This window comes from Legionella sp. ST3F1, assembly GCF_048553315.1.
Taxonomy (GTDB): Bacteria; Pseudomonadota; Gammaproteobacteria; order Legionellales; family Legionellaceae; genus Tatlockia; species Tatlockia donaldsonii.
The window spans coordinates 43,633-69,060 of sequence record NZ_JBLZIO010000017.1 but is presented as its reverse complement, the minus strand read 5'-3'; the positions used below and the strand labels follow the sequence as shown (position 1 = coordinate 69,060).

Below are 25,428 nucleotides of genomic sequence, written 5' to 3'. Positions count from 1 at the left end.
TATCAGGCATACTTGACTCAATATACGTTAATATACTGACTACTCTTGCTTTATTTTATGCAGAGTGATTTATTTCAGCCTTTACCAGCGTTAAGAGCGAACAATCCGCTTGTTCAGAGGAAATGGAGATTTTTAAGTGTTTAAGGCGCCTTAGCATACGTTCTTTTACTTCAGTATCAATCAAAAGTTCACTCAAAGTACGAGTTAATTCTGTTGCATTGCAATCGTATTGCAACAATTCCGGAACCACCATCTCATTTTGCAACAGGTTACATAAGCCCAGGTATTTTACTTTGATTAATTTCATCGCTGCGATATAACTAATCATGGAGCTTTTGTAGATAATGCACATGGGTTTTTCCAACAGTGCACACTCAAGAGAGGCTGTTCCAGAAGCTACCACGGCGCAATCACTGCAAGCAATGACCTCTCTGGCATGCCCAGGGATGAAAGAAACCCCAACCTTACTCTTAGCAAAATAATCTTTTACCAGAGTAGGGTTTAATGAACCCGCAATAGGAATAACAAAATGGATATTATCCTGCTGTTGGCTGAGCATTTCAGCTGTAGCAAGAAGTACGGGCATATGTCTTTCTATTTCATTATTTCTACTGCCAGGTAACATAGCAATTAAGCGTTTTTCAGCCGGTAAATTTAAATTTTCGCGAATAGTTTTAATATCAGTGTAAGGAAGGATTTTATCAACAAGTGGATGGCCCACGAAAGAAACAGGGACTCCTGCTTGCTGATAAAGTGTTTTTTCAAAGGGCAAGATAACAGCCATATGATCAACACAAGCACGAATCGTTTCAATCCGATTAGCTTTCCATGCCCAAATTTGGGGACTAATGTAATATAAGATGCGAATACCAAGTTTTTTGGCAAATTTTGCTAAACGCAAATTAAAACCCGGGTAATCAACCAGAATTAACAAATCGGGTTTTACGGTTTGTAAATGCGCTTTGATTGCTTTGAATGCTTTTTTAATAACTCGAAGGTGACGAATAACTTCAGAAAGTCCAGTAACACCAAAGCGCGCCAGATCACTGATCAGCTGGACACCGGCTTCCTGCATATGCCTACCACCAATACCACTTATAATAAGATTATTGTCCCAAGCGCGTAATTGTTGTATCAGGACGGCTGCGTGCATATCGCCCGATTCTTCACCGGCAATAATGACAATATGTTTAGCTGACGACATGTCTTGCAACTAAATGCTTATTAATCAAAGAAGTAATTTTTTCTGCTGTCGCAAGCGCTGCACGGCCTTCTTCACCGGTAACAAGTGGTGCTGTATCTTTTTCAATACAATTTATAAAAGCCTTTATCTCTTCCAATAATGCATCACCTTTCTCAAATACTGATTGATGACGGGTAATTTCAGGGATACCCGGAAACATTTCACCTTCTCCTTTTTGAAAGACGGCAAATTGCTTATTATGGTAATCAATCGAAATATAAGAATTTGGTTGAAAGATCCTTGTTTTGCGCTCAGTCTTAAAACTGATACGACTGGCAGTGACATTAGCGACACAATGATTTTCAAAGGTAATTCTTGCGTTCGCGATATCAATTGACTTGGAAAGAACGGGGGCTCCCTGAGCATCGATATTCACTATAGGACTATCCACAATAGTCTGAATGATATCGATATCATGAATCATTAAATCAAGAATAACATTAACATCGGTACCCCGTGGATTAAATGGGGCTAAACGATGAGATTCAATAAAAAGAGGTTGTTCTAGATGCTCGTCCAACGCTAGCCGGGCAGAATTGAAACGTTCTAAATGGCCAACCTGCAATTTGACCTGGTGTTTTTTTGCCAAGCGAATTAATTCGCTGGCTTGCTCAACAGTTTCAGTAATTGGCTTTTCAATAAGTACATGAATACCTTGTTCCAGGCAATGCTTAGCGATTTCATAATGTTGGTTAGTGGTCGCTGCGATGCTGACTGCATCTACTTCATCAAATAAATCTCTATAATCTTGATAAGCGGGTACTTGTAGCTCCTGAGCAACCGCTTCGCTGGTTGCTTTATTCGCATCACAAACAGCTACCAATTCTGCATTTGGCAGCATGAGGTATTTTTGAGCATGAAAACGCCCTAAATAACCAACTCCAATAACAGCACATTTTAACTTAGCCATAAGACAACAATTGCCAATAATTTGCGCGCATGATCGCATTTCCTAGCGGATAAATCAATTTTAAATAGTCGGAGCTTGATATAAAAAGATTTTTTAAAAGTGTTTTTACACAATACATAGCTTTTATATGAGATCTCGTTAAACTATCGCTTTTTATTGAACCTCAGGACAAGGGCGTTATGGAGAAATGTATTGCCGGTGTTGATGAAGTCGGTCGTGGTCCTTTAGCCGGAGCAGTTGTTACTGCTGCTGTGATTTTACACCGGCCGATCGAAGGAGTGACTGATTCCAAAAAGTTAAGTGCAGCCAAACGTAAGCAATTGGCCGAGAGAATAAAGAATGAGGCACGATGTTTTGCTTATGGCCGTGCAGAAGTAGAAGAAATTGATCAATTAAATATTCATCATGCTACCTTACTTGCTATGAAGCGTGCCATAGAGGCGTTAACAATAAAACCTGATGAGATTTTAGTTGATGGCTTATACATTCCTTCTGTTACTATTCCTTGTCAGGCCATTGTCAAAGGGGACAGCTTGATTCAGGCTATTGGGGCTGCTTCCATTTTAGCTAAAGTACTGCGTGATGAAGAAATGGAAAAAATGGAGTTGGTTTATCCCGGCTACGGTTTTGCTATCCATAAAGGGTATGCAACGGAGATGCACCGTAAGCTTCTTCAGGAAAAGGGGCCGTGCGCTATCCACCGTAAAAGTTATGCACCAGTTTCCTCAAAATTGATTTCCGCCTGAGAGACAACCCTGGCATTTATCCGGGTTAACTCTACAAACAGACTAGGGGCTATTGATAGGTCGCTAGTTTGGGTGATTATGGTTGGCTCATCGCAGCAGGACATACGCTGTCGTATGTGCTGGAAATCAAACCATAAGCGTCAAGATAGTAGAAATATAAACGATCCCCTACATGCTATTAAACAAAATACGATGTGAACTGATGGACATTAAAATACCAAAGCTGGTGAGGAAAGTAACCATCGCAGTACCACCATAGCTTACTAAGGGCAGCGGAATACCAACCACAGGCAGAATCCCCATAACCATGCCAATATTTACAAAGGCAGATAAGAAAAAGGTCATTGCCAAAGAGGCTGCTAATAAACGTGTAAAGCTTGTTTGGGCTTGTTTTGCTATATAAAGGCCCCGCAAAGAGATAAGAATAAACAGAATAATAAGAATACTACTACCTACAAAACCAAACTCTTCTCCGCTAACTGCAAAAATAAAATCAGTCGCATGCTCGGGTAAAAAATTAAGATGGGATTGGCTCCCTTCAAGCCAGCCTTTACCGAATGCTCCTCCTGAGCCAATCGCAATTTTTGACTGGATAATGTGGTAGCCTGATCCTAAGGGATCTTGTTCCGGATTGAGAAGAGTAAAAATTCGTTGCTTTTGGTAATCATGCATGAAATGCCAAAGTAGGGGGGTAGCAAGTCCTATCAAGGTAATGAGTGCCAGAAGGACATTCATACTGATTCCAGCTAGAAAAACAACGCTTAAGCCTGCTGCTGCAACCATAATTGCAGTGCCTAAGTCAGGTTGTTTGGCAATTAATAGGGTAGGAATAAAAATTATGAGAGCAGCTATCATCAGCGATTTGATATCAATAGGGATTGCCTTGCGGTCAAAGTACCAGGCTGTCATCATAGGAATCGCCAGCTTCATGATTTCTGAAGGTTGAAAACGAAATAAGCCTAAATCGAGCCAACGCTGGGCTCCTTTACCGATTTTTCCTATTAGCATCACTGCTATCAAAAGTCCCAAACCAACACCAAAAATCCAAGGGGTCCAGATTTTATATTTATGCGGGGGTATGACAGCAAAAAGCATCATAATTGCCAAAGCAAAAACTAATCTTAGTGATTGACGGAGGACCATACTTAAATTTTGGTTAGAAGCGCTATATAGAATAAGCATGCCAAAGGCAATTAAAGCTAAAAGCAGGCCAAGTAAAGGTAAATCAATGTGTAATGATTTAGCTGTTAATCGATAGACAGGCCTTACATGACTTGATTTCATGATTTTGTATCACTTTTTTTGAGTTCAAAATAAGCATCCAAGACTTTGCGAGCCACGTTAGAGGCAGCAACATCATTTTCTACCATAACTGCAATTGCTATTTCAGGATCTTCTACAGGGGAAAAGGCAATAAAGAGTGAATGGTCTCTTAGAAACTCGGGAATTTCCCCTCCTTCACGCGCCTTTTCATAGTGCCGCCCACCAAATACTTGCGCTGTGCCTGTTTTTGCCGCAACAGAGTAGGGGGCATTTCTACCAAAACGGTAACCAGTTCCCTCGTTACTTACGATGACAGATTGCATCGCATCAGCAATCACAGTCCAGTAGCTATCATCTTTCAGGCGCATTGGGTACTCTTCCAATACCTGATACTCATGCGTTTCACCACGATCACTTTGAACTGATCGTTGCAAAAGGTGGGGTCTGTACCGTTTACCTTTTTGGCTTAAAGAAGCAGTTGCATTAGCCAACTGAACGGGTGAAACCAACATAAAACCTTGTCCAATAGAGGTAATAACCGTATCACCAGGGTACCAGGGAACACCTTTAGTTTGCCTTTTCCAATGTTTGTTGGGTAAAAGCCCGGCTGCTTCTTCATGGAGATCAATATGAGTCAATTGACCAAAACCAAACTGACTTAATATATCTTCCATAGCTGCAATACCCATTTTATGACCTAATTGATAAAAATAAGTATCGCAAGAAACAGTAATTGCGCGCTTCAAATTGATGACACCGTGACCAGTTTTTTTCCAATCTCGGTAAGCATGGCTGACACCAGGCAATCTGAACCAGCCTGGATCATAAATACTGTAATGTGTATCAACAACTCCTTTTTCCAGGCCGGCAAGCCCCATAAAAGGCTTGATAGTAGAGGCTGGCGGATATAGTCCTCGGACGGCGCGATTATAAAGAGGTCTGTCACGTGCAGTAGACAATTTTTGATAGTCGCTCGCATTAATTCCATTAACAAAAGCGTTCGGATCAAAACTTGGAGCACTAACCATTGTTAAAATATCCCCGCCGCGGGTACTCATGGCAACAACAGCACCGCGTTTATCTTTCATTGCCTCATAGGCAACTTTCTGCAAACGCGAGTCAATTGTTAAATAGAGTTTTTCACCAGAAACAGGATTTTGCTTATTAACAATTCGTAGTGTCCTGCCACTAACATCTGTTTCTACCTGTTGATAGCCCACTTCACCATGAAGGATATTCTCATAAAATTTTTCAATCCCTGCTTTTCCAATGAAATTTGTGGCGCGATAATTGGTTGGATCAACTTGACGTAATTCCTGTACATTGATTCGTCCTACATAACCAAGAAGATGTGCAGTTATTTCTCCTTGTGGATAAAACCGCATCAACCTTGCTTTAATACTTACTCCAGGAAACTGATATTGATTTGTAGCAAAAAGAGCAACTTCTTCTTGTGTTAGCTTGAGTTTAAGAGGAATCGGGACGAAAGAACGATTCTGCTTGCGAGCTCGTTTAAAATTATCAATATCATCATCCGTAATTGATGGAAGAAGCATTCTTAACTTTTCAATGGTTATATTTAAATGTTTAACACGTTCTGGAATCACTTCTAAAACATAGACAGGGATATTTTCAGCGAGAACAACTCCATTTTTATCGAGAATAATTCCCCGCGGAGGTGCGATAGGAATGATACCCATCTGATTTTTCAAGGATAAGGTTTCATATCGTTTAAATTCTGATATTTGTAAATAAGCCAAGCGTAAAACCAGTATAAATGACAAGGTAATGATCAACGCGACAAGTAAATTCAATCGAGATCGATGGATGTGTGATTCCACACGGTCATTTTTTACAGATCTATTTAAACGCATGCTTTTCTATTGCTAATAAGGTGGCAAGAACACAGGACATCTTATCTTAAAACCTCATTTGTGGTAAGGGTGGTTATGAATTATTGACCAGGCTCGATAAAGTGCTTCTAATAGAACGATGCGCACAAGAGGATGAGGAAGTGTCAATTGTGATAAAGACCAACGCTCATTACTGCGAGCAATGACTGATGGAATTAATCCCTCAGGCCCACCAACAAGAAAGCAGAGATGGCTAGTAATTTGCTGTAATTGTTCAAGCTTTAAAGCAAGCTTTTCACTGGTGAAGCTGTTTCCATTGATTTCTAATGCAATAATACGGGCATTAGAGGGAATTGCAGCACTAATCAAAGCCGCTTCTTTTTCTAAAATGCGTGTCAAATCAGTAGACTTACCCCGTTTGGCCAACGGAATTTCAACCAAATTAAAGCTAACATAATCTTGCAGTCGCTTTGAAAACTCAGCGACGGCCGTGTTAACCCAAGACGGCATCTTATTACCACAGGCAATGAGGGTAATTTTGAACATGTGTTATTTACTAGGAGGAGTAGTTTGCCAGAGCCCTTCAAGATTATAGAATGCACGACTATCAGGCTGCATGACATGTAAAACAAAATCACCAAAATCGATCAAAGCCCATTCACCAGATTCAAGGCCATTTTGACTCAAAGCAGGTAATCCAGCAGCTTTCATCTGCTCTAAGACAAGTTCTGCGATCGCTTTAACGTGGCGTGATGAACGGCCGCTGCATATGATCATATAGTCAGTCACTGAAGTCTGGTTTTTTACATCAATAACGACTACATCGATTGCCTGGATATCATCCAAGGATTTAAGCAGTTGCTTTAAAAACAATTGTTGCTCAGACATAAAAGCTGAAATCTCTTTCAAAAAGGGGAGAATGATAGCAGTAATTCAAAAAACTCTCAAAGCATAGTTGTTCACTAGAAAAAATTTCTTATGTAATCAGTCACCTTTCCCTGCAGTGCCAATAATATCCGTTTATACTATAGGTAAATAACATGGATGATGAGGAGCCTTATGAGATTATTACCCTTCAAAAAATCCTCTGCTGTATCAATTGGTGTAGAACTCGAATTTCAGATTGTTGCACCACGCACGTATAGCTTGGTTTCACGTGCAAAAGATTTAATCCGAAATTTAAGAGAAAGTCCTCATCGCCCCAGAATAACACCAGAAATCACCCAAAGCATGATTGAAATTAACTCCTCAATTCATCATTCACCACAAGCGATGTTAGAGGAGTTAGTCCATTTACAACAATTTCTTCTGGGCCAGGCTGCTGAGATGCATATTGCTATTTGTGGTGGTGGAACGCATCCTTTCCAAAGATGGACTATGCAAAAAATATTTCCAACCATAAGATATAGGAAATTATCGAGAAAATATCGCTATTTATCCAAACGGTCAACAGTATTTGGTCAGCATATTCATATCGGTTGTACCCAAGCGGAAGATGCTTTGTATCTTACGCATGCTTTAGCAAGATATGTTCCGCAGTTTATTGCTATTTGTGCTTCTTCGCCCTTTTATCAAGGCATTGATACGGGCTACTGTTCATCACGATCGACAATTTTTAATGCTTTTCCGCTCAGTGGCGTCATTCCTTACCTGATAAATTGGCGAGAATTTTCCGACTACTACTACAAAATGCGTCAATTGGGAATTATAGCCAGTATGAAAGATTTTTATTGGGACATTAGGCCAAAACCAGAGTTTGGTACAGTGGAAATTCGTGTCTGTGATACCCCGTTGACTATTAAAAAAGCAGTTTTAATCATTGCCTATATTCAAGCCCTGAGCCTTTATCTACTGAAGGAAAGACCCATAGACGTTAGTCATGATTTATACTATCTCTATAATCATAACCGCTTTCAGGCTAGTCGCTATGGTTTTGAAGGTGATTTTATTAATCCTTATACTATGCAACATAGTTTGATTATTGATGATTTAATTGAAACAGTTAAAAAAATTGAGAACTATATCGTGCAGTTAGGCAATTCAGACTATGTTGCTCTATTGGTAAATGATGCGATGAAGAACATGAATGATGCGGCTTTCTTAAAACAGGTTTTTAAACAAGAAGGCTCTTTATCTAAGGTAGTCGCAGCGCAATGCCGTATGTGGGCTGAATCAATTTAAAGAGCTATTTAAGGATCATGGATAGATAAATGGGGAGGGGAGGATAGGATGTTTAAGCTCATTGATAATCCAGAAACGATGGCCAAGCTCCCTGAGTTGGAAGAGACCAATTTAGCCAATTACCTGGATCGTCAAGAGTTGGAAGTTTTATTAAACAATGGTCAAATCCACAGCTTTTCTACAGGTGATGTGATCCTGCAACAAGGGAAAAAAGAAGAAGGTATTTATATTATTATTAGCGGTAATGTAGTGGTTTCTGCGCGCTCAATGGGGCAGGGAATGACTAATATAGAAGTACTAAAACCGGGTAATTTTTTGAATGAGATAAGTTTTATAGAGAAAGGAGCTTCACCTACTTCCTATGTGGCGAGTAATAATGTGCAGTGTTTATTTATCAATTCAGTCCATTTTGAAATGCTTTCTCTCTATTTTTCGGAAACAAAATACAAAATATTATATGCAATTACCAAACAAATTTGTTCTCGTTTAAAAGCAATGCATGGCAAAGTTACAACACTTATTACACAATCTGAAATACCCGGTTTATCTTTTTTGGGGCGTGTAGTTGATTCACTGAATCAACCAAAGCAAGTTGCCTCAATCAACGAATCTATGTTGGAGCGCTTACAAAAAAAATCCTTATTTAAATCATTTAGTAAAGATGAATTGCATGAATTATTTCAACATACGGTTCTCCTGGAAGCAGCAAAAAATTGTAAATTGATTCACGTAGGGGAAAAAAACGCTTCCTGCTATATAGTCATACAAGGAGCTGTCCAATCGAGTATTATGCAAGATAATAAACTGGCCAAACTATCGGTTATTGGCCCTGGAGCCTTATTTGCCAGCATAGCCTGTATCGATAATGACTCTTCTTTTACGATAACTTTTGTTACTTGTGAACAAGCAATCTTGCTCAAAATATCAGAATCAGAATTGGATGCAATACGCAACAATAACCCGCGGCTTTGGTATAAATTATTTGATTTGATTTGTATCTCTCTGGTCGCGTTGGAAAAATCCATTAATAAGTTGGATGTGAGATTGCATATTGAAACATATAATAGGTAACAAATATGTGTAGAATATTATCATATCTTGGCAAACCAATTGTTGTTGAAGAGTTGCTTTATAAGCCTGATAACTCGTTTATTAAGCAAAGTTATCATCCTAAATACATGTCTCATTTGTTGAATCTGGCTGGTTTTGGGATGGCTGCATGGGATGGTATGTCGCACAATCCTACAGAGCCCTATCTCTATAAAACTCCGCAACTACCTTTTTATGATGAAAACCTGCGTAACCTGGCAGCGAAAATTTCACCTCACTGCCTTCTAGCGCATTTACGGGGGGTTTCCTATCATGAAAAACAGGTTGTGTCTAATCAAAATGTACATCCCTTTGTATATGCGGGTTCAAATGTAGCATTGGCGCATAATGGAGCGCTTAGTAATTTTAATACGATGCGTTATGATTTGTTAGAGTACATTAGTCCGGAGTATAGGAAAGATATTAATGGCACTACGGATAGTGAATGGATTTATGCCATCTTTTTATCACAACTATCAACCTATGATGGCCGCTATGAGACAGAAGAAATAGTAAAGGCTATTATTGAAACCTTAAAAATACTGCAGCGTGTTCGCCATAAGAAAAATATAAAAGTCAATTCGCCAGTGAATCTTTTTATAACGAATGGTGAATTTATTGCTGCAACACGGTTTGTGTTGGACTATGGCTGGCAACCAGCAGATGCTTTACCCTCTGCCCACTCAGGTGTCTACCATTCTTTATGGTACACCTATGGTGAGAGTTATGGCTTCTATGACAATGAATATAAAATGAAAGGTGGCAATATAAAGGCTAGTATTATTATTGCGTCTGAGCCATTAACTGAAGATACTACAACGTGGCTTGAAGTTCCTGAATACACACTGGTTGTTGCCCGCCATGAGCAGGGAGAAATTAAAATCGTCTCACAAGATATTAATTTATAATACAATTAGTTAGTGCTAATTCCCTCCCAGAATCAAGCAAGACTCTAGTTAATTTCTTCTATTTCCAATACCATCATTTATGCAGTTCAAATTATTAATTCTAAAATGCATTTCAGGGAGAAATCGTTATGGCAAAGGTTCTTTGTGTTCTTTATCCGGATCCGGTGAATGGTTATCCTAAACATTATGCGCGAGATGAAATTCCTCAAGTAAAAATTTATCCTGGCGGACAGACCTTACCAACACCCGAAGGGATGGATTTTACACCAGGAGAGCTTTTAGGCTCAGTCTCTGGCGAGTTGGGTTTGCGAAAATTTCTTGAGCGTCAAGGACATGAATTAGTTGTAACCTCTGATAAAGAGGGGGATAACTCCACTTTTGAACAGGAATTACCCAATGCTGACGTGGTTATTTCACAACCTTTCTGGCCAGCCTATTTAACAGCAGAGCGGCTTGCCAAGGCAAAAAAATTAAAACTAGCTATTACAGCGGGTATTGGCTCTGATCATGTCGATTTGACTGCAGCGATTAAAAAAGGCATCACGGTAGCTGAGGTTACTTATTCAAATAGTATCAGCGTTGCAGAACATGTGGTTATGATGATCTTGTCTTTAGTACGTAACTATATTCCCTCCTATCAATGGGTTATCCAAGGGGGATGGAATATTGCTGATTGTGTTGAGCGTTCTTACGATCTTGAAGGAATGGTTGTTGGTTCTTTAGGAGCTGGGCGTATTGGTCTAGCTGTAATGCAGCGATTAAAACCTTTTGAAGTCAAGCTACACTATACTGACCGTCACCGTTTGCCAGAAAGCGTCGAACAAGAATTAGGGCTTACTTATCATTCCGACCTGCAATCCATGCTACCTCATTGTGATGTTGTTACTATTAACGTTCCCCTCCATCCTGAAACAGAACATCTTTTTAATGAGCAGCTAATAAGTACAATGAAGCGTGGAACCTATCTTATTAATACAGCACGAGGCAAAATTTGTGAGCGTGATGCAATTGTTAATGCTCTAGAACATGGGCAACTAGCGGGTTATGCTGGTGATGTTTGGTTTCCTCAGCCGGCTGCGCAAAACCATCCTTGGCGAACAATGGCTCACCATGGTATGACACCACATATCTCCGGGACATCTTTATCTGCTCAAGCGCGATATGCTGCGGGTACGCGTGAAATACTGGAGTGTTGGTTAGCTACGCGACCTATTCGCGATGAATACCTTATCGTCGATCATGGCAGATTAGTAGGTATGGGCGCCCATTCGTATTCAGTTAAAGAAGATTTACCTGATATTTTATAACAACCTCCTAAGGCATTTGGGTGTTCAATGTGAATTAATTTTTGACAAAAAGTGAGTGGATTGCTATAATGTGGCCTTTAAGTTGTCATTTAGGTTACTTATGATTGAACAGGGCGCCCCAAAAAAACAGAAGCAATATCAAATCAAAAAAAATGAGCAATATCAAAAAAGAGAGATTCGCTTAAATACTTTTTCTGGTTTTTTCGTGCCTTTTAATTCATTGTCGGATATGCAGCAAGAGATAAGATCTACGTTGTTAATACCAATAGTAAACTTAACAATGGCTGTTGGTTCAGCAGTTTTTTCTATAGGTAAACTTGCTGAAACAGCAGCAAATTTAGCTATTATGGATCTAAATCATGCCGTATCGAGTAACAATATGTTTCTTGCTGGAATAGAAACTAGCTGTTGTTTTGTAGGAAGCCTTTTGGTTGATACGCTGTGGTCGCTCGTATCACTAGCTTTGCGTACAGTCTCTACCTTTGTAGCGGGTGTTGCTGCAACAGGCAAAGGACTTATCAGAGGTGGTGAGGCAGTTATTAACTGCTGTACTTGCCAACCGAGTTTGTAACTGTCTACAGTATTGTTGCTAAATGGACGTTTTGAACGTCCATTGCTGGGAAAATACTGATCATTACTCCATTTCGTTCAAATGAAGACCATTAAGCAACTCAAAGTTTTAGTCTTATTTAGGCTTTGTTTTCTTAAGCAACCCTATCCATTTATTCCTGTTGGGCTTACCCATGTCGGCCTTTCTAATCACATAATGCAAAATATAAAACCCATCTTTACCTTTGGTAACAAATTGTAACTCATCCTGTTGCATGTTACTTGGGCTATCAATACGAAACTCAAATAAAGCCTGTTCAGGTGTCTCTTCGATAATAGTAACAATTGGTTTAAATCCAGATTCTTTTAAATTGTTTATTATGGAGTCAATATATTGTTTGATGGAGATTCTTGTTTGTAAGCCAGGGATAAATTGACTGGTAACCAATTCTTGCCAATGCTCGATATTATCATCAGCGGGTACATATTCAACAACGGTTATTTCTTCTGTTTTTTTCCCAAAAACAACTTTCCAGGGGCGACTATCAAAGGCTATTTTCTGTGTTTCATAATTTTTTATTTCTGGATTCAATGGCGCAACATCTTGAGCAGTAATACTACAATAGATCCCACCTTTATAATGGTAATATTCAATGCAATTGGGATTAGTATCATTAGTCACCTTAATAAGCTTGCTTGGATCCATTTCAGCCTGAGCAGTTAATAAAAAGAGCATTACATATAATGATATTGTTAAGCGTAGCAATGTGGGCATAATCTCTTCCTGAGTGATAAGGTATTTAGTAAATTAGCGAGTTTTACAGTAAGACTCACTGACTCATTCTGAATTAAGGGCCTTATTTTTTAGCAAATAAATCGGCTACCCGTTTTTTCATTTCTTCTTCGGAAACATCTTCAATGTGTGTGGCGATATACCAGGTATGGCCAAAAGGGTCTTCGAGGGTACCGCTGCGATCACCGTAAAATTGATTTTCCACTTTTCTAACCAGTTTAGCGCCATGCTTAACCGCTAGTGCTACAGTTGCATCAACATCTTTAACATAAAGATGCATACCAACCGGTGAACCCTTATATTTATCTGGCGCGTAAGCATTCATTTCAGGATGTTCATCAGCCAACATAAATTTAACATCACCGATGGACAATTCTGCGTGGCCTATCTTTTTGCCAGGGTTTTCCATAAGCATTATTTCCACCGCATTGAACACTTTCTTATAAAATTCAATGGCTTTTGCAGCATTTTTAACAATTAAATAAGCTGTGAGTGTCTGGTAGCCAACGGGTAAATAAGAATTTTTTTTATCCAAAATTGCTCCTGTCTAAGACGGTGAATGCGAGGGGACTGCCGTCTTGGTTTGAAATGCAGCGAGGAGGAGACCACTCACTGCTAAACCAAGAGTGGCCAGGGTCATCGGTAATACCGCACCTATTTGGGCAATTAGTCCGGTAAAAATCGATGTCAAACCAAAGCAAAGAGCCATAATAGAACCCGTCACCCCCATAACCCAACCTTGCTCATCCTCATTTACCTGATTGGAAAAAATAGTCAACAATACTGAATAGGCAACAGATAGACTCATACCAATCAAAAGAGCTGCCACCCAGGCGACCCATTGTTGTTTAAATAGCAACGTGAGTAATACATGCGTCGCTGTTAAGAGTAGGCCAGTGATAACAACCCAATCAAAAGAGTAACGTTTGGTGCAAAAATCAACAATATAACCACAACCGATACTGAAACCCAGACCCATTACCGCGAGAAAAAAGGAATTTTCCATGGCTGAGTAATGATAAGTTTGCAATAAATATAAAGAAATAAAGGAAAAATAATTGGACCAACCAAAGATCATAACAAGCAATACAACAGAATATTTACAGATAGAGGGATGCTTAAAAGCTGAAATAAAAATATTGACTGCATAGTGCCACTGAATTTTTATCTTATTACCGGCTTCAGTAAAGGTTTCGTTGAATGACCGATGCAACAAAACAGCATTTAATAAAGATAAAGCAGCAGCAAAATACATGGGGGTTTCGAAGCCAAACCAGGATACCAGGCGATTATCTGATAGCAGACCACCGAAAATTGGACCAAAAACAAAGCCAAGTGATACGGCTAACAGAATAAATCCAATGTTGCGTGCTTTGTGCTCCTCAGAACTGACATCAACAATGGCTGCTTGTGCAATTGGTTGGCTACCAGAAGTAAAGCCGGCGATGATACGTCCGAGGATGAGTAGCCAGAAATTTTGCAAAACAATCGCAATTGCAGAAAGAAAGTAACCCAGGAAAGAACCCAGTAAACAGATCATCAATGATTTTTTTCGGCCTACGCTGTCGGATAAATCACCTAATATTGCAGCCCCAAAAAACCAGCAAATCATAAAAATGCCGATTGTTAAGCCATAATAGAAATCACGTAAACCCAAGCTTGTTTCAGCCGGTAAAAAGCCAGTTTGAGGTTCAATAATGATGGTGTTTAAAATAGGGAATAGTAAGCCCAAACCCATGCCGTCGATAAATAGAACCAAAAACAAAGGTAATATTGATGATAATGATTTTTTCTGATGCATGATAAGCCTAAATATGAGGTAGAAGGTAATAAGAATGGCCTTCCAAGGCTAGGAATAATGCCATGTCTGCAGTGTAGCGTCAAATGGCATTATAAGGGATTTTCGGCGCGCAGCCCAAGTATTATGCTTTTATTAACCTGCACTCTTGTTTACGTCATTCTGATTGCGTAGCAATAGCGATTTTATAAAGTAGCCTAAAATAAAGCAAACCAACGTGGCAGCCAATAAAATATACAATAATTCGGTAAAGGTGCTTGCATAATGAATTTTTAACTTGGTAATTGTTAATTCGTCTGATTTAATCGAGGTTAAATTGGCTAATTTACCTGATAAAAAACCGCCAATACCGAGTGAGACAAAGAAGATCCCCATCATTGTGCTCACTTTTTTACGACTGGCCAGCACAGTAATTGCAGAGAGGCCTACTGGAGATAGCAAAAGCTCGGCGATTGAAATCATCAAATAGGCAGGAATAAAATACAGTGGTGATAATAAACTAGCCCCCAGGCTGTTGTGGCTTACCAGTGCAATGAGGGTATAGGCAATAGTCATAAAAATCATTGCTAAAATAAATTTATTACTCGTACGTATTCCACTTTGTACTATATTGAGCTCCTTCTTTCCCCGAGCAAGGAAGTAGCCAAAAATAATCATGCCAACACTTTGTATCCCAACATAGTAAGGTGGTGGGAACTGAATACCAAAAAGCTTGGGCTCAACAACTCTTGAAATAAATAGAGTAAGAGACATAAACATTTGAAAATAAAAAGCCCAAAACATCACTGAAATGATACATAATAACCCAATGACAACCGTTTGCCTTGCTTGCTGGGCTGTTTCACGTTTTGCACAGTAAATTAAATAACCCAAGGACAAGAGAACAACACCACCAAAGGCTGAATCAGCAAAGATAGGGTATTCAAGAATCGAAAAAGAAAGCAGCCATAAAAATATCATCATCAAAATCGATTTTATTAATTTATCTATACGGAATTCAAAGGGATGATAATCGGCTATATGGTAAATATAAACTCCAAAAACAAAGACTGCAAAAGCGATAACCATTCCCAAAGCGGCACTGGCAAAAGCAACCGGCCATCCAAAGTGACTATGAAGTAAACTGGGTAAGGTTGTCCCTAAAATAATACCTGTTGTTATCCCCATATAAAAAATCGTAAAACCACTTTCTCGTTTTGGGGAATCGATAGGATATTCGTTGCCTAATAAAGAGGAAATATTAGGTTTTAACAAACCTGTGCCTACTGCAATCCCCGCCAGAGAAACAGTCAAACCTTGATCTGAGTTGAGAAGGGATAAGGAGAGGTAACTAAGAAATAAAAAACAGGCTCCAGCCAAAATGGCCCTTTTCTGCCCAAGTAAATGATCAGCAATCCAGCCTCCAATTACTGGAGACAAGTAAGTTAAAGCGGTAAAAGAGCCGACCAGCGCATAGACGTCTTTATCGGGCCATTTGAAATGACGAGCTAAATACAGAGCCAATAAAGATTGTACAACGTAAAAACCATATCTTTCCCACATTTCTGTGGCGAAAAAAACCCGCAATGAAGGAGGGTGTTTTGATTGAGGTGTATGCACGATAACTCTTCATTTTTAAAAAGCGACTTTGCAGTCTATCATGTTGATTGTTATTTTTACAACCTGTATGAATGCTTCAAATGGAATAGCCATTCACGTCCTTAATCCCCTCGTGTATGATACCCAATAGAACTCAAGGATGGAGAAAAAATGGCTGTGCAAAACCACGCGCTACTCAACATCAGCGCTCAACGCGGTACCCAATTGGAAGCTAAAAATTGGCTTACAGAAGCTGCTTTAAGAATGCTTCGTAACAATCTGGATCCTGATGTAGCGGAAGACCCTGCTTCATTAGTGGTTTATGGAGGTCGTGGCCGCGCAGCCCGTGATTGGCCTTCTTATCATAAGATTGTGGAAGTTCTCAAAGAGCTGAATGATGATCAAACTTTATTAATTCAATCGGGAAAACCTGTAGGGGTTTTTACTAGCCATAAGGATGCGCCACGAGTTTTAATTGCCAACTCTAACTTAGTACCGCATTGGGCTACCTGGGATCATTTTAATGAGCTTGATAAGAAAGGGCTCATGATGTATGGGCAAATGACTGCAGGTAGTTGGATTTATATCGGTTCGCAAGGCATAGTGCAAGGTACTTATGAGACTTTCAGTGCCTGCGCTAAGAAACATTACGATGGTAATTTATCAGGTCACTGGGTATTGACAGCTGGCCTTGGCGGTATGGGAGGAGCGCAACCTTTGGCAGCAACAATGGCAGGAGCTAGTATGCTTGCCATTGAATGTGATCCTCGTCGATTGGAAAAACGGTTAAAAACCCGCTATTTAGACCGCTCTACAGAAAATTTTGAGCAAGCCATGGAATGGATACAGGAATCCTGCCGCAATAAAATACCCTTATCGGTAGGGCTTTTGGGGAATGCAGCTGAAATTTATCCGGAATTATTACGACGGGGTGTTTTACCATCTCTAGTCACAGATCAAACCAGCGCTCATGATCCATTAAATGGTTATTTACCAGGTGGTTGGTCCTTGGAAAAAGCAGATGAACTCAGGCGAACTGCTCCGCAAGAAGTTGTTGCCGCAGCGAAAAAATCGATGGCTGAACAAGTGAGGGCAATGCTTGCTTTCCAAAAGGAAGGTATTCCAGTATTTGATTATGGTAACAATATTCGTCAAATGGCTTATGAAGAAGGCGTTACTGACGCCTTCATGATTCCTGGATTTGTACCTGCCTATATTCGCCCTCTATTTTGTGAAGGTGTTGGCCCTTTTCGCTGGGTTGCTTTATCAGGAGACCCCGAAGATATCTATGCTACAGATGAAAAAGTTAAAAGTCTGATACCAGATGACAAACATTTGCATCATTGGTTGGATATGGCCCGAGAAAAAATTGCTTTTCAAGGTTTACCAGCCAGAATCTGTTGGGTAGGCCTTAAAGATCGAGCACGGTTGGCACTTGCCTTTAATGAAATGGTAAAAAATAAAGAAGTTAAAGCACCGATTGTCATTGGCCGCGATCATCTTGATTCTGGTTCAGTGGCCAGCCCAAATCGAGAAACCGAGGGTATGTTGGATGGTAGTGATGCTGTATCCGACTGGCCATTATTAAATGCTTTATTGAATTGCGCCAGCGGTGCGACCTGGGTCAGCATTCACCATGGCGGTGGCGTAGGCATGGGATTTTCCCAACATGCAGGAGTGGTCATCGTAGCCGATGGCACCGAGGAAGCTGCAATTCGTCTCGCGCGCGTATTGCATAATGATCCCGCAACCGGCGTTATGCGCCATGCTGACGCTGGTTATACCTTGGCAAAGCAATGCGCTAAAGAAAATAATTTATGGTTACCCATGGAATCAATTGGTGGAGTGCGTCATGGCTGAGTTTTTTACCCTTGTTCCAGGCCACTTAAGTCTTCAAGCAATCAAGTCCATTCTTTTTCAACAGAAATCCTTGGTTTTGGACGAAGCTTTTTTACCTCTAATTGAGAAATCTTGTGCAACTGTACAACAGGTAATAAATGACAAAAGAACTGTATATGGCATCAATACGGGGTTTGGTTCTCTAGCCAACCAAACTATTTCTACTGAGCTTTTAAAACAATTGCAACGTAATATTGTCTTATCTCATGCTTGTGGAACCGGTGAGTTACTGGCTGATGAAATTGTAGCGTTAGTTTTAATTCTTAAAATTAATAATCTAGCACAGGGTTATTCTGGAGTCAGAAAAGAGCTTATCAATGCTTTATGCGTTTTATACAACAAAGGTATTTATCCCTGCATCCCAGCTAAAGGCTCCGTAGGTGCATCGGGTGATTTAGCACCACTAGCCCATCTTGCTTTACCTTTAATAGGAGAAGGGCAGGTGCGTTTTGAAGGGAAAATAATTAGTGCTGTTGAAGGCCTTAAAATTGCTGGATTAACACCGTTGGAATTAGCACCTAAAGAAGGTTTGGCGTTGCTTAACGGCTTACAAGTATCTACAGCTTTAGCCATGCAAGCCTTATTCAAAACAGAATTACTCTTTGAAACAGCCGTTATAGCGGGAAGTTTATCGGTAGATGCTGCTTCTGGCAGTGACGTTCCTTTTGATAGGCGCATCCACCAGGTCCGTGGTTATTCAGCCCAATGTGACGTTGCAGCAAAATATAGAGATTTATTAGCTGGAAGTTTGATTCGTGAATCGCATCGTAGTTGCACGCGGGTACAGGATCCATACTCGTTGCGTTGTCAACCTCAAATCATGGGCGCTGTTTTACATCAAATGCGCTTTGTTAGTGAAACCTTAGGGATCGAGGCCAACGCTATTTCAGATAACCCCATCGTCTTTGCTGAGCAAGGGGATATTTTATCTGGAGGTAATTTTCACGGGGAAATTATTGCCATGGCAGCTGATAATTTAGCGTTGGCAATTGCCGAAATTGGAGCTAATGCAGAGCGTCGTATTGCATTATTAATTGATAAACATTTCAGTGGATTACCGGCTTACTTAGTTAAAGAGGGAGGTTTAAACTCTGGTTTTATGATTGCCCATGTTACAGCCGCGGCTTGTGCCAGTGATAATAAAGCCTTGGCTCATCCTCATTCTGTAGACAGCCTCTCGACCTCTGCGAATCAGGAAGATCATGTTTCAATGGCTACTAATGCAGCGAGGCGCTTGTATGAAATGATTGATAATACCGCGACTATCCTAGCTATCGAATTATTAGCTGCTTGCCAAGGCCTCGAGTTCCATACACCTCTAACTACCTCACCTAAATTAAGTCAGGTTTATGCAAAAATAAGAGCGGTAGTTGCTCCATATAATCAGGATCGTTACTTTGCTCCCGATCTGGCAATTATTAAGCAAAAAATCCTCCAGGGTGATTTTTTGCTATGAAGATTATTTATTGAGGAAATAAATAAGGACGATAAAAATGGAATTGAAAACGCTGTTTAAACGTCTTGCACAAGAAACGCGTGTAAACCCTTATTTATCCTGTGAAGAACGGCAACAGACCTTGCAACAGTTAAAACAACTCCTGCAAAAAAATGCAATTGAACTCGCCCAGGCGGTGAATGAAGATTTTTCTCATCGTGCTTATCAGGAGACACTTCTTTTAGAGATTTTTCCAAGTATTAATGCAATTGATTATTGCTTAAAAAATTTAAAAAGGTGGATGAAAATTCGAAAAAAGCCGGTTTTATGGCTTTTTAAACCTGCCTCTGCTTATGTTTTTCCACAACCATTAGGCGTGATTGGTGTAATGGTTCCCTGGAATTACCCACTTTATCTTGCATTGGTACCTTTGGTTTATGCTTTAGCTGCTGGGAATCGTGTAATGATTAAAATTTCAGAGCAGACGCCCAAAACAGGAGAGAGATTAGCTCGATTGTTCAACCAAGAGGGGATAGAGACTAGCTTCGTTACTATTGTTAATGGCGACACAGAGGTTGCTAAAAAATTTGCTAATTTGCCTTTTAATCACCTTCTTTTCACAGGATCAACTGCGGTAGGTAGAGAGATAATGGCAACAGCAGCCAAGAGTTTAACTCCAGTTACGCTTGAGTTAGGAGGAAAATCACCTGTAATTATTTCTTCTTCTGTTAATCCAAATTATTTTTCCCGGCTTTTTATGGGAAAACTCTATAATGCTGGCCAGACTTGTATTGCACCCGATTATTTGTTGGTGCCCAAGGGATGGGAGGCTCGTATTGAGACCTTTTGTAAAGAGTTTATGGCCAAACATTACCCCGATTTAGAAAGCAATCCAGATTATTCTTGCCTTATTTCCGCTCAACATAAGGAACGGTTACAGAGCTATATCGATGATGCTCAAGACCAAAATGGGCATGTTATTCAAATTGGCAAATTTGAGAGCCAAAAGCAAAAAATGCCATTTTATATGGTATTGAATGTAAAGAGTTCGATGCTGCTTATGCAGGAAGAAATTTTTGGCCCCATTCTTCCAGTTATCAGCTATGAGTCCTTTGATGAGGCAGTTGATTTTATCAATGAACGCCCCAAACCTTTGGTCATCTATTATTTTGGTGAAGATAAACAGGAAAGGAAAGCACTGGAAATAAAAACACTCTCTGGTGCTTTAACTATTAATGATACCTTAACCCATATTGCCATTGATGCGCTGCCTTTTGGTGGAATAGGGGAAAGTGGAATTGGTCATTATCATGGGCAAGAAGGGTTTGAGCGTTTTTCAAAATTAAAGCCGGTATTTTCACAACGACGTTTTGCAGCTATTACCTGGTTTTATCCACCTTATGGTAAATTGATACGCTATTTTTTAACCTGGGTAGCAGGTATGGATCTTAGGGAGAAGAAATGACGAGGGTATTATTTATAACGGGCGCAAGTCGGGGGATAGGAAGAGCCATTGCACACCGCTTTGCACGCGAAAAAGCATGGATAGCTCTTGCTGCCAAAACGGATACTCCTCATCCGCAACTGGAAGGTACAATTCACACGGTTGCCAAAGAGGTAGAACAACTAGGTGGAAGGGCGCTACCTCTCGTTGTTGATGTTCGTGATGAAGAACAAATTCAGCATGCAATAGCAGAGACTGTAGAGGCCTTTGGCAAGCTGGATATTCTGGTTAATAATGCTAGTGCAATTAGTCTTAGTGATACTTTGGCAACATCAATGAAACGCTACGATCTAATGCAGGCGGTCAATGCACGGGCAACTTTTGCATGCTCTCAGGCGGCAATTCCTCATTTAAGGAAATCTGATAATCCACATATTTTAACACTATCTCCGCCGCTATCCATGGATAAAAAATGGTTCGCACCCCATCTTGCTTATACAATAAGTAAATTTGGCATGAGTATGTGTACCTTAGGTTTGGCAGAAGAATTAAAATCTTACGGGATTGCTGTTAATTCTTTATGGCCAAAAACAACAATTGCTACCGATGCCATTCGCGTACATTTTCCTGATGCCATATTCAAAGCAAGTAGAACACCTGACATTGTTGCCGATGCCGCCTATTGGATCTTAACGCAGTCTGCCAAATTCTTGAGCGGCCATTTTTTTATTGATGAAGAAGTACTAACAAACGCTGGTATTCATGATTTTTCTGTGTATGCTATCGACCCTGCTGTTGAACCTTATCAAGATTTATTTTTATGACCATTAAAATTTATACCGATGGGGCATGCAAAGGAAACCCCGGGCCAGGTGGCTGGGGAGCTTTGCTACGTTATAATGGCCGTGAAAAAACTTTATACGGCGGGGAGACACAAACAACGAATAATCGCATGGAATTGACGGCTGCTATTAAGGCCTTGGAAGCATTAAAAAGACCTTGTGAGGTGCATCTCTATACCGATTCGCAATACCTGCGGCAAGGAATGATGGAGTGGTTAGGTCAATGGAAGAAGAATGGCTGGCGTAATTCAAGAAAAGAACCAGTTAAAAATGTTGACCTCTGGCAACAATTAGATGCCTTAGCTATGCAACATAAAATTAGGTGGCATTGGGTAAAGGGGCATGCAGGACATCCTGAGAATGAACTAGCTGATGCCTTGGCAAACCAAGCAATTGAAGAACTCCTTAATACTTAAACGGATAAAGATATGCGTCAAGTTGTTTTAGATACCGAAACAACCGGTATTGGTCATGAATTAGGCCACCGGATTATTGAAATAGGTTGCGTTGAACTACAAGACAGAAAACTGACAGGTAATCATTTTCATGTTTATCTTAATCCACAGCGCGAAGTCGATGAGGGTGCATTTCGCGTTCATGGTATAAGTACCGAGTTTTTACAAGATAAGCCCTTATTCAAAGATATTGCTGAGGAATTCATGCACTTCGTTCAAGGTGCAGAGTTAATTATCCATAATGCTCCTTTTGATATGGGTTTTCTTAACGCTGAATTAAACTTGCTTAACTGGCCTGTGCTGCTTAAGGATTGTTGTACTGTTTGCGATACGTTAATTCTTGCACGTGAAAAGCATCCTGGCCAGCGTAATAGTTTGGATGCCTTGTGCAAACGCTACGAGATCGATAACTCCAATCGAATCCTGCATGGGGCCTTACTGGATGCAGAGATTCTAGCATCAGTCTATTTAGCCATGACAGGCGGACAAGCAAGTTTATTTGAAGAGCGTATGGAGCATGTTAATCAACCTGGAGTTGTCTTGCAGCAAATAGAGCGTTTGGTTAGCAATTCACCTGTGATTGTTGCTGACGTACATGAATTACAACGACATCAGGAATTTATCCAATTTTTAGTCAAAAAATCAAACACTAACCTTTGGGATGTTGAATAAAATTTTGCGAATGGTTATTTTTTGAACTATATTTAATCGCAGGGTTCTCTAGTTGTAGGAAATATCATGGATGAGCACAGTCCTCGCAAATACTGGCCTCTTATTTTTGCTGGTTCTTTTCTCCTCTATAGTAGTACAGCAGCATTTGGTTATTCTCCTCGTATAGATACCGCTGATAGCAGTATGCCAAAATTACTTGTTCTTGCTAGCAATACCTTTATTTTTAATCCGCGTTCACTAACTTGGAAGGCAATCAATGAAAATGGTTCTGTAATAAGAACCGGGAGAGCCTCCGGTGGGAGGGGATATTGTCCTGATATTAGGCGCTCTTGCAGAACCCCTTCTGGAACTTATCGAATTATTAGTAAAGGAAGTGCTAGTTGTCGTTCAAGTCGCTATCCATTAGGAGGCGGCGGGGCCAAGATGCCTTATTGCATGTTTTTTAGTAAATATTATGCTATCCACGGCTCATACGATGTGCCCAACTATAATGCAAGCCACGGCTGTATTCGTGTTACACCGGGTGATGCGTATTGGTTACACCGTAATTTTATTAGAATTGGTACTAAAGTGATCGTAAAATCCTACTAAGCGGTAGACTTCTTGTCTTGCGAAACTCTACTGTATTGGAACATCGCTTGATCGACTCGGTGCTCAAGCACTCATTTACGTATTACTCAGAGGCTGAGCGCCGCTCCCATGCAGGGAGTTTCGCAAGAAGTCTGGTGAATTATTCGTCATCATCCATGCTAAACGATGAACCGCAGCCGCAAGTCGTTTTAGCATTGGGATTACGAATAACAAATTGAGAGCCCTGAATATTTTCAACATAATCAATTTCAGCTTCACTAAGATATTGGTAACTCATTGAGTCAACTAATAACTTTACTGAGGATTGACCATCTGAACAATGTTGCACAATGACTGTATCATCGTCCTGAATTGTTTCATCAAAGGTAAAACCATATTGAAAGCCCGAACAACCTCCCCCTGTAACAAAGACTCGCAAATTCAATCCAGGATTTTCTTCTTCAACAATTAAAGACGCTACTTTGTCTGCGGCGCTGACAGAGAAATAAATACCTGCCGTTTCAGCAGGGGAAGCATTCATTGTGGACATGTTGACTCCAGATTATTGATACCAATATTAAAGCAAAATTGGATATTATTATAATTGTACAATATTAACGGATAATTTGTTCTATTGTAGCACCACCCAGACACTGATTTTTCTCATAAAAGACAATATATTGTCCTGGTGTTATCGCTCGTTGCAAACTCGAAAACATCACATAGTGCTGTTTATTGCTCTCTGGAGAAACAACACAGGCTTGCTCTGGTTGGCGATAACGTGTTTTTGCATAGCAGGTTAAGGGCAATTCCACTGCATGCTCAACCAGCCAATGAATTGGGCCGCAAATAAGGCCTTGTGAATAGAGCATTGGATGATGATTACCTTGGGCAACAATTAAGGTATTGGTTTTAGTATCCTTATCGACTACATACCAAGGTTCTTCACTGGCAGTTTGCCGCCCTCCAATGCCTAACCCCTGACGTTGGCCGATTGTATAGAACATTAAACCATCATGTCGTCCCAATTGCTCGCCACTGCTACTTTTAATATCGCCTGGTTTAGCCAAAATGAATTCATTGAGAAAGGTTTTAAAACGCTTTTCACCAATAAAACAAATTCCTGTCGAATCTTTTTTGTCATGGGTGACCAAGCCCAATTGTTTAGCAAATTCTCGTACTTCCCCTTTATGATAATCTCCTACAGGGAATAAGGTCTTTGCCAGTGCGGCAGGTTCCACGGCATGTAAAAAATAAGTTTGGTCTTTTTCCCTGTCCTTAGCTTTTAAGAGTTCACCAATGTTGTTATTTCTCCGTACTTTAGCGTAATGGCCGGTAGCTATATAATCTGCCCCCAAGGTAAGCGCATGCTGCAAAAAGGCATTAAATTTTATTTCCTTATTGCAGAGTACATCGGGATTGGGAGTTCGCCCGTGCTCATATTCATTAAGAAAATGGGCAAAGACGCGCTCCCAATATTCTTTAGAAAAATTGACACTGTGCAATGGAATGCGCAGTTGGTTGCACACGGCTTGCGCATCCTCTAAATCATTTGCTGCAGCACAATAACCATCGGAATCGTCCTGCTCCCAATTTTTCATAAAAAGACCTTCCACCTGGTATCCTTGCTCTTGCAATAACCAAGCTGCAACAGAGGAGTCAACCCCCCCCGACATGCCGACAATAACTTTGGCTTTCATAGACTATCTATATCAGTATGTATAAAAAAAATCCTATTTTACGTTATAATGTCTGATTTTAAAATTGTATTTACAGTTGTTTTTGATGAGAGACTAATTAAAGAAACAAGAATAAGGTATAATTAAGAGTTCTATAAATGATCTTGCGCTATTAAATCTATCAAGATCTTTTTTTAAAGTGAAACAGTGAAAC

General features: G+C 40.1%; 25 protein-coding genes. 13 read left to right on the top strand and 12 right to left on the bottom strand.

Going from position 1 to position 25,428, the window contains the following annotated elements; translation table 11 throughout:
- Positions 1 to 55: 55 nt before the first annotated feature.
- Both lpxB and ACN4Z1_RS11940 read right to left on the bottom strand, forming a co-directional pair.
- Entirely contained in the window at positions 56 to 1,204 is a 1,149-nt protein-coding gene (gene lpxB, locus ACN4Z1_RS11945) for a lipid-A-disaccharide synthase (RefSeq protein ID WP_228364683.1), read from the bottom strand.
- Positions 1,191 to 2,153 carry a Gfo/Idh/MocA family protein gene (locus tag ACN4Z1_RS11940; protein ID WP_228364682.1) on the bottom strand — a complete coding sequence of 321 codons (963 nt, stop codon included), beginning with the start codon at positions 2,151 to 2,153 and terminating at the stop codon, positions 1,191 to 1,193. The genes lpxB and ACN4Z1_RS11940 overlap by 14 nt, the downstream gene beginning before the upstream one ends.
- Before the next feature lie 179 nt (positions 2,154 to 2,332).
- Between ACN4Z1_RS11940 and rnhB the strand changes: the two genes are divergently transcribed.
- Entirely contained in the window at positions 2,333 to 2,899 is a 567-nt protein-coding gene (gene rnhB, locus ACN4Z1_RS11935; protein WP_228364681.1) for a ribonuclease HII, read from the top strand.
- Positions 2,900 to 3,067: 168 nt separating this feature from the next.
- Here the strand turns inward: rnhB and rodA are convergent, their stop codons facing one another.
- The 4 genes from rodA to rsfS are packed head-to-tail and all read right to left on the bottom strand — an operon-like array spanning position 3,068 to position 6,903.
- Positions 3,068 to 4,183, bottom strand: a complete 1,116-nt coding sequence (gene rodA, locus ACN4Z1_RS11930; RefSeq protein WP_115221293.1) for a rod shape-determining protein RodA — start codon at positions 4,181 to 4,183, stop codon at positions 3,068 to 3,070.
- A complete protein-coding gene (gene mrdA, locus ACN4Z1_RS11925; protein ID WP_228364680.1) occupies positions 4,180 to 6,036 on the bottom strand; it encodes a penicillin-binding protein 2 in 1,857 nt (618 codons plus the stop codon). Before mrdA ends, rodA begins: the two co-directional genes overlap by 4 nt.
- A gap of 54 nt (positions 6,037 to 6,090) precedes the next feature.
- Complete coding sequence (rlmH, locus tag ACN4Z1_RS11920; RefSeq protein WP_115221295.1) at positions 6,091 to 6,561, bottom strand: 23S rRNA (pseudouridine(1915)-N(3))-methyltransferase RlmH; 471 nt, start codon at positions 6,559 to 6,561, stop codon at positions 6,091 to 6,093.
- A 3-nt stretch (positions 6,562 to 6,564) separates the two neighbouring features.
- On the bottom strand, positions 6,565 to 6,903 hold the full coding sequence (rsfS, locus tag ACN4Z1_RS11915; protein ID WP_115221296.1) for a ribosome silencing factor: 339 nt from the start codon (positions 6,901 to 6,903) through the stop codon (positions 6,565 to 6,567).
- A gap of 171 nt (positions 6,904 to 7,074) precedes the next feature.
- Between rsfS and ACN4Z1_RS11910 the strand changes: the two genes are divergently transcribed.
- The 5 genes from ACN4Z1_RS11910 to ACN4Z1_RS11890 all read left to right on the top strand — a co-directional run bounded on the left by ACN4Z1_RS11910 (position 7,075) and on the right by ACN4Z1_RS11890 (position 12,071).
- A complete protein-coding gene (locus tag ACN4Z1_RS11910; RefSeq protein ID WP_228364679.1) occupies positions 7,075 to 8,196 on the top strand; it encodes a YbdK family carboxylate-amine ligase in 1,122 nt (373 codons plus the stop codon).
- 48 nt (positions 8,197 to 8,244) lie between these two features.
- On the top strand, positions 8,245 to 9,267 hold the full coding sequence (locus ACN4Z1_RS11905; protein ID WP_228364678.1) for a cyclic nucleotide-binding domain-containing protein: 1,023 nt from the start codon (positions 8,245 to 8,247) through the stop codon (positions 9,265 to 9,267).
- A 5-nt stretch (positions 9,268 to 9,272) separates the two neighbouring features.
- Positions 9,273 to 10,193: a class II glutamine amidotransferase gene (locus ACN4Z1_RS11900; RefSeq protein WP_115221299.1), complete on the top strand. Its 921-nt coding sequence runs from the start codon at positions 9,273 to 9,275 to the stop codon at positions 10,191 to 10,193.
- A gap of 128 nt (positions 10,194 to 10,321) precedes the next feature.
- A complete protein-coding gene (locus ACN4Z1_RS11895; protein ID WP_228364677.1) occupies positions 10,322 to 11,500 on the top strand; it encodes an NAD-dependent formate dehydrogenase in 1,179 nt (392 codons plus the stop codon).
- A 100-nt stretch (positions 11,501 to 11,600) separates the two neighbouring features.
- A complete protein-coding gene (locus ACN4Z1_RS11890) occupies positions 11,601 to 12,071 on the top strand; it encodes a hypothetical protein (RefSeq protein WP_115221301.1) in 471 nt (156 codons plus the stop codon).
- A 114-nt stretch (positions 12,072 to 12,185) separates the two neighbouring features.
- Here ACN4Z1_RS11890 and ACN4Z1_RS11885 read toward each other — a convergent pair whose 3' ends face one another.
- The 4 genes from ACN4Z1_RS11885 to ACN4Z1_RS11870 all read right to left on the bottom strand — a co-directional run bounded on the left by ACN4Z1_RS11885 (position 12,186) and on the right by ACN4Z1_RS11870 (position 16,239).
- Positions 12,186 to 12,824 (bottom strand): hypothetical protein, encoded by a 639-nt coding sequence (locus ACN4Z1_RS11885; RefSeq protein ID WP_228364676.1) that lies wholly within the window; start codon positions 12,822 to 12,824, stop codon positions 12,186 to 12,188.
- 82 nt (positions 12,825 to 12,906) lie between these two features.
- Positions 12,907 to 13,377 (bottom strand): VOC family protein, encoded by a 471-nt coding sequence (locus ACN4Z1_RS11880; RefSeq protein WP_115175137.1) that lies wholly within the window; start codon positions 13,375 to 13,377, stop codon positions 12,907 to 12,909.
- 12 nt (positions 13,378 to 13,389) lie between these two features.
- Positions 13,390 to 14,643, bottom strand: coding sequence for an MFS transporter (locus ACN4Z1_RS11875; protein ID WP_228364675.1), 1,254 nt, complete (start codon positions 14,641 to 14,643; stop codon positions 13,390 to 13,392).
- 132 nt (positions 14,644 to 14,775) lie between these two features.
- Positions 14,776 to 16,239, bottom strand: a complete 1,464-nt coding sequence (locus ACN4Z1_RS11870; RefSeq protein WP_082646551.1) for a peptide MFS transporter — start codon at positions 16,237 to 16,239, stop codon at positions 14,776 to 14,778.
- 150 nt (positions 16,240 to 16,389) lie between these two features.
- Here ACN4Z1_RS11870 and hutU point away from each other — a divergent pair, with 150 nt between their 5' ends.
- The 7 genes from hutU to ACN4Z1_RS11835 all read left to right on the top strand — a co-directional run bounded on the left by hutU (position 16,390) and on the right by ACN4Z1_RS11835 (position 23,556).
- Positions 16,390 to 18,078, top strand: a complete 1,689-nt coding sequence (gene hutU / locus ACN4Z1_RS11865) for a urocanate hydratase (RefSeq protein WP_228364674.1) — start codon at positions 16,390 to 16,392, stop codon at positions 18,076 to 18,078.
- Entirely contained in the window at positions 18,071 to 19,573 is a 1,503-nt protein-coding gene (gene hutH / locus ACN4Z1_RS11860) for a histidine ammonia-lyase (protein WP_228364673.1), read from the top strand. Before hutU ends, hutH begins: the two co-directional genes overlap by 8 nt.
- A gap of 37 nt (positions 19,574 to 19,610) precedes the next feature.
- Positions 19,611 to 21,017, top strand: a complete 1,407-nt coding sequence (locus tag ACN4Z1_RS11855) for a coniferyl aldehyde dehydrogenase (RefSeq protein ID WP_228364672.1) — start codon at positions 19,611 to 19,613, stop codon at positions 21,015 to 21,017.
- A complete protein-coding gene (locus tag ACN4Z1_RS11850; protein WP_228364671.1) occupies positions 21,014 to 21,820 on the top strand; it encodes an SDR family oxidoreductase in 807 nt (268 codons plus the stop codon). The genes ACN4Z1_RS11855 and ACN4Z1_RS11850 overlap by 4 nt, the downstream gene beginning before the upstream one ends.
- Positions 21,817 to 22,254 carry a ribonuclease HI gene (gene rnhA, locus ACN4Z1_RS11845; RefSeq protein WP_115221309.1) on the top strand — a complete coding sequence of 146 codons (438 nt, stop codon included), beginning with the start codon at positions 21,817 to 21,819 and terminating at the stop codon, positions 22,252 to 22,254. The genes ACN4Z1_RS11850 and rnhA overlap by 4 nt, the downstream gene beginning before the upstream one ends.
- Before the next feature lie 12 nt (positions 22,255 to 22,266).
- Entirely contained in the window at positions 22,267 to 22,965 is a 699-nt protein-coding gene (gene dnaQ / locus ACN4Z1_RS11840) for a DNA polymerase III subunit epsilon (RefSeq protein WP_228364670.1), read from the top strand.
- Between the two features lie 66 nt (positions 22,966 to 23,031).
- The gene (locus tag ACN4Z1_RS11835; RefSeq protein WP_115221311.1) at positions 23,032 to 23,556 is read left to right on the top strand and encodes a L,D-transpeptidase; all 525 of its coding nucleotides are present in this window, start codon (positions 23,032 to 23,034) and stop codon (positions 23,554 to 23,556) included.
- 139 nt (positions 23,557 to 23,695) lie between these two features.
- Here the strand turns inward: ACN4Z1_RS11835 and erpA are convergent, their stop codons facing one another.
- Together erpA and mnmA are read right to left on the bottom strand one after the other, a co-directional pair.
- A complete protein-coding gene (gene erpA / locus ACN4Z1_RS11830) occupies positions 23,696 to 24,085 on the bottom strand; it encodes an iron-sulfur cluster insertion protein ErpA (protein ID WP_115221312.1) in 390 nt (129 codons plus the stop codon).
- Positions 24,086 to 24,149: 64 nt separating this feature from the next.
- Positions 24,150 to 25,235 carry a tRNA 2-thiouridine(34) synthase MnmA gene (mnmA, locus tag ACN4Z1_RS11825; protein WP_115221313.1) on the bottom strand — a complete coding sequence of 362 codons (1,086 nt, stop codon included), beginning with the start codon at positions 25,233 to 25,235 and terminating at the stop codon, positions 24,150 to 24,152.
- Positions 25,236 to 25,428 lie beyond the last annotated feature (193 nt).

What these genes read in the sequence shown, in the direction of transcription:
- lpxB (WP_228364683.1), bottom strand. Translation starts at nt 1,204, where the DNA reads ATGTCGTCAGCTAAACATATTGTCATTATTGCCGGTGAAGAATCGGGC.
- ACN4Z1_RS11940 (WP_228364682.1), bottom strand. Translation starts at nt 2,153, where the DNA reads ATGGCTAAGTTAAAATGTGCTGTTATTGGAGTTGGTTATTTAGGGCGT.
- rnhB (WP_228364681.1), top strand. Translation starts at nt 2,333, where the DNA reads ATGGAGAAATGTATTGCCGGTGTTGATGAAGTCGGTCGTGGTCCTTTA.
- rodA (WP_115221293.1), bottom strand. Translation starts at nt 4,183, where the DNA reads ATGAAATCAAGTCATGTAAGGCCTGTCTATCGATTAACAGCTAAATCA.
- mrdA (WP_228364680.1), bottom strand. Translation starts at nt 6,036, where the DNA reads ATGCGTTTAAATAGATCTGTAAAAAATGACCGTGTGGAATCACACATC.
- rlmH (WP_115221295.1), bottom strand. Translation starts at nt 6,561, where the DNA reads ATGTTCAAAATTACCCTCATTGCCTGTGGTAATAAGATGCCGTCTTGG.
- rsfS (WP_115221296.1), bottom strand. Translation starts at nt 6,903, where the DNA reads ATGTCTGAGCAACAATTGTTTTTAAAGCAACTGCTTAAATCCTTGGAT.
- ACN4Z1_RS11910 (WP_228364679.1), top strand. Translation starts at nt 7,075, where the DNA reads ATGAGATTATTACCCTTCAAAAAATCCTCTGCTGTATCAATTGGTGTA.
- ACN4Z1_RS11905 (WP_228364678.1), top strand. Translation starts at nt 8,245, where the DNA reads ATGTTTAAGCTCATTGATAATCCAGAAACGATGGCCAAGCTCCCTGAG.
- ACN4Z1_RS11900 (WP_115221299.1), top strand. Translation starts at nt 9,273, where the DNA reads ATGTGTAGAATATTATCATATCTTGGCAAACCAATTGTTGTTGAAGAG.
- ACN4Z1_RS11895 (WP_228364677.1), top strand. Translation starts at nt 10,322, where the DNA reads ATGGCAAAGGTTCTTTGTGTTCTTTATCCGGATCCGGTGAATGGTTAT.
- ACN4Z1_RS11890 (WP_115221301.1), top strand. Translation starts at nt 11,601, where the DNA reads ATGATTGAACAGGGCGCCCCAAAAAAACAGAAGCAATATCAAATCAAA.
- ACN4Z1_RS11885 (WP_228364676.1), bottom strand. Translation starts at nt 12,824, where the DNA reads ATGCCCACATTGCTACGCTTAACAATATCATTATATGTAATGCTCTTT.
- ACN4Z1_RS11875 (WP_228364675.1), bottom strand. Translation starts at nt 14,643, where the DNA reads ATGCATCAGAAAAAATCATTATCATCAATATTACCTTTGTTTTTGGTT.
- hutU (WP_228364674.1), top strand. Translation starts at nt 16,390, where the DNA reads ATGGCTGTGCAAAACCACGCGCTACTCAACATCAGCGCTCAACGCGGT.
- hutH (WP_228364673.1), top strand. Translation starts at nt 18,071, where the DNA reads ATGGCTGAGTTTTTTACCCTTGTTCCAGGCCACTTAAGTCTTCAAGCA.
- ACN4Z1_RS11855 (WP_228364672.1), top strand. Translation starts at nt 19,611, where the DNA reads ATGGAATTGAAAACGCTGTTTAAACGTCTTGCACAAGAAACGCGTGTA.
- ACN4Z1_RS11850 (WP_228364671.1), top strand. Translation starts at nt 21,014, where the DNA reads ATGACGAGGGTATTATTTATAACGGGCGCAAGTCGGGGGATAGGAAGA.
- rnhA (WP_115221309.1), top strand. Translation starts at nt 21,817, where the DNA reads ATGACCATTAAAATTTATACCGATGGGGCATGCAAAGGAAACCCCGGG.
- dnaQ (WP_228364670.1), top strand. Translation starts at nt 22,267, where the DNA reads ATGCGTCAAGTTGTTTTAGATACCGAAACAACCGGTATTGGTCATGAA.
- ACN4Z1_RS11835 (WP_115221311.1), top strand. Translation starts at nt 23,032, where the DNA reads ATGGATGAGCACAGTCCTCGCAAATACTGGCCTCTTATTTTTGCTGGT.
- erpA (WP_115221312.1), bottom strand. Translation starts at nt 24,085, where the DNA reads ATGTCCACAATGAATGCTTCCCCTGCTGAAACGGCAGGTATTTATTTC.
- mnmA (WP_115221313.1), bottom strand. Translation starts at nt 25,235, where the DNA reads ATGAAAGCCAAAGTTATTGTCGGCATGTCGGGGGGGGTTGACTCCTCT.